The organism is Bacteroidota bacterium (assembly GCA_034723125.1).
In the GTDB taxonomy this organism is placed as follows: domain Bacteria; phylum Bacteroidota; class Bacteroidia; order CAILMK01; family JAAYUY01; genus JAYEOP01.
On the sequence record JAYEOP010000230.1, the window covers coordinates 1 to 3,242 of the forward strand.

General features: G+C 32.7%; 3 protein-coding genes. All 3 read left to right on the forward strand.

The window, feature by feature from the left end; all coding sequences use genetic code 11:
• Positions 1-262 precede the first annotated feature (262 nt).
• The gene (locus U9R42_06495) at positions 263-1,405 is read left to right on the forward strand and encodes an acyl-CoA dehydrogenase family protein (protein MEA3495668.1); all 1,143 of its coding nucleotides are present in this window, start codon (positions 263-265) and stop codon (positions 1,403-1,405) included.
• Between the two features lie 89 nt (positions 1,406-1,494).
• Positions 1,495-2,241: an electron transfer flavoprotein subunit beta/FixA family protein gene (locus U9R42_06500; protein MEA3495669.1), complete on the forward strand. Its 747-nt coding sequence runs from the start codon at positions 1,495-1,497 to the stop codon at positions 2,239-2,241.
• A 32-nt stretch (positions 2,242-2,273) separates the two neighbouring features.
• Positions 2,274-3,242, forward strand: a 969-nt coding sequence (locus tag U9R42_06505) for an electron transfer flavoprotein subunit alpha/FixB family protein (protein ID MEA3495670.1), incomplete at its 3' end; no start/stop codon positions are given.

A 3,242-nucleotide genomic window follows, 5' to 3' on the forward strand; every position in this document is an offset into this window, starting at 1 on the left:
GAAAATAGAAACAAATAAACAGTCAACAGTCCTCAGTCAGTAGTATCTCAAACAAATGATTAAGATTAAGACTAAAACTAAGAAATAATTATGCTTCAAGTTTGTAACTTAATCCGGAAAGGTAGCCAATATCCAACAACAATTAATTGAAAAACAAACACTTTTCCTTTGCGTAAAAAAAACATAAACACAAATCAATAAAATTCCAAAAAAAAAACATATCTTTACAGCTTATTTTTTTCAAACATAAACATACAATAAAATGAATTTTGAATATACAGAAGAACAATTGATGATTCAACAAGCTGCAAAAGATTTTGCAGAACGTGAACTTTTAGATGATATTATTGAAAGGGATACTAAAGCCATATATCCTACAGAACATGTAAAAAAACTTGCAGAACTTGGTTTTTTAGGAATGCTTGCCGACCCAAAATATGATGGTGGCGGAATGGATACCGTCTCTTATGTTTTAGCAGTAGAAGAAATTTCAAAAATTGACTCATCTGTTGCAGTAATAATGTCCGTAAATAATTCTCTTGTTAATTATGGAATAGAAAAATACGGAACAGAAGAACAAAAAGAAAAATATTTAAAACCATTAGCAAGAGGTGAAATTACCGGAGCATTTCTTTTATCAGAACCGGAAGCAGGCTCAGATGCCACACATCAAAGAACAACAGCAGAAGATAAAGGTGACTATTACCTTTTGAACGGAACAAAAAACTGGATTACAAATGCAGATTCTGCATCAACATACATTGTGATTGCACACACTCATCCTGAAAAAAAACACAGAGGAATAAACGCATTTATAATTGAAAAAGATACTCCCGGAATTTCACTAGGACCTCATGAAGATAAAATGGGAATGAGAAGTTCAGATACACATTCTGTGATGTTTACTGACGTAAAAGTGCCAAAGGAAAACAGAATTGGGGAAGATGGATTTGGATTTAAATTCGCAATGAAAACACTTGAAGGTGGTAGAATTGGAATAGCATCACAAGCTCTTGGAATAGCCTCAGGTGCATTTGAAAGAGCTCTTCAGTATTCAAAAGAACGAAAAGCTTTTGGTACAGAGATTTGTAACCATCAGCATATTGCTTTCACTTTATCAGACATGGCAGTAAAAATAGAAAATGCTAGAAATCTTTGCATAAAAGCTGCATGGTACAAAGATCAAGGAAAACCTTATGGAGTTATGAGTGCTATGGCAAAACAATATGCTGCCGATATTGCAATGGAAGTAACAACAGAAGCAGTACAAATTCACGGTGGATATGGATACGTAAAAGAATATCACGTTGAAAGACTTATGCGTGAAGCAAAATTAACTCAAATTTATGAAGGTACATCTGAAGTGCAAAAAATTGTAATATCACGTGCTTTACTAAGAGATTAATTTTTTAAACTGTTTTTAATATTTTATATTCAATTACTATATTTGTAGCTTAAAATTAATATAATATTTATAAATTAAATTTAAATAATATGAAAATACTTGTTTGTATAAGTAACGTTCCCGATACAACTACAAAAATTCGTTTTGTAGAAAACAATACAAAATTTGATACAGCAGGAGTTCAATGGATAATAAATCCATGGGATGAACTTGCTCTAACACGAGCAATGGAACTTAAAGAAAAAACCGATGCCATTGAAAGCATAACCGTTATAAATATTGGTCCAAAAGAAACAGAAGCTACTTTACGTAAAGCTTTAGCTGTTGGTGCCGACAATGCTATTAGAGTGAATGCCGACCCTAAAGATGCATATTACACTGCTGCTCAACTTGCAGAAATTATTAAAAAAGATAGCTATGATATTATAATGGCAGGAATAGAATCAAGTGATTACAATGGAAATGCCGTAGGTAGCATGCTTGCAGAATTCCTTGATTATCCTTCTGTTTCTTCTGTTTCAAAAGTGGATATTGAAGGTGATAAAGTAACAATAACTAGAGAAATTGCCGGAGGTAAAGAAATTTTGGATACAGAACTTCCATGCATAACAATTGTTCAAAAAGGTATTGCTCTTGAACCGAGAATTCCTGCCATGAGAGGAATAATGATGGCAAGAAAAAAACCTCTTGAAGTTGTTGAACCTATTGAAATTGCACCTTTAACTGAATACAAAGACTATGAATTACCACCACAAAAAGCTAAGTGTGTAATGATTGATCCTGAAAATATGGATGAACTGATAGACAAACTACACAATGAAGCAAAAGTAATTTAATTATTAAAAAACGAAAAATAAAGGAGACAAAAATGTCAATATTAGTATATACTCAAAACTGGGAAGGAAAATTCAAAAAAACATCTTATGAATTAGTAAGTTACGCCAGTGAATTAGCAAAAGTTTTAAATACTTCTGTAGTAGCACTTACAATTGGAAATGTTGATGATGAAGAGATAAAATCACTTGCAAAATACGGTGCATCAAAAATCTTAGTTTTTAAAAATGATAAAGCTAAATATTTAGAAAATAAAGTTTATTCTTCAGTAATTGCACAAGCTGCAAGCAAGGAAGGTGCTAAAGCCGTAATTCTTTCACACAATTTTTCAGGTAAAGCACTTGCACCACGATTATCAGTAAAACTTAAAGCAGGATTTGTATCAAATGTTGTTGAATTACCTTCAAGTCTTGAACCCTTTGTTATAAAAAATAGAACTTTTACAGGCAAAGCATTTTCAAATATTGAAGTAAAAAGCGAAATAAAAATTCTTACTCTTGGCAACAATTCATTTAAGCTTATTGAAAATAATGTTGAAATAGCAACAGAAAATTTTGAACCAAAACTTAGTGATTCTGATTTCAAAACAGTAGTAAAAGATGTAAGTAAAGTAACAGGTAAAATTCTTTTAACAGACGCAGAAATAGTTGTTGCCGGTGGTCGCGGAATGAAAGGAGGCGAATACTGGAAACCACTTGAAGAACTTGCAACAGAGTTAGATGCAGCAACAGCTTGTTCGCGACCTGTTTCTGATGAAGGTTGGCGACCTCACGAAGAACACACAGGACAAACAGGTAAAATAATTGCCCCTAACTTATATTTTGCACTTGGTATTTCAGGTGCTATCCAACACATTGCAGGTGTAAGTTCCTCAAAATTTATTGTTGCTGTAAACAAAGACGAAGAAGCTCCAGTATTTGAAGTTGCCGATTACGGAATTATCGGAGACGTTCACAAAGTATTACCCGACCTTGTAAATGCAGTAAAAAAATTCAAAAGCGAA

Bases quoted from the DNA above. Each gene is read 5' to 3' on its own strand.
- U9R42_06495 (MEA3495668.1), top strand. From the start codon at position 263: ATGAATTTTGAATATACAGAAGAACAATTGATGATTCAACAAGCTGCA.
- U9R42_06500 (MEA3495669.1), top strand. From the start codon at position 1,495: ATGAAAATACTTGTTTGTATAAGTAACGTTCCCGATACAACTACAAAA.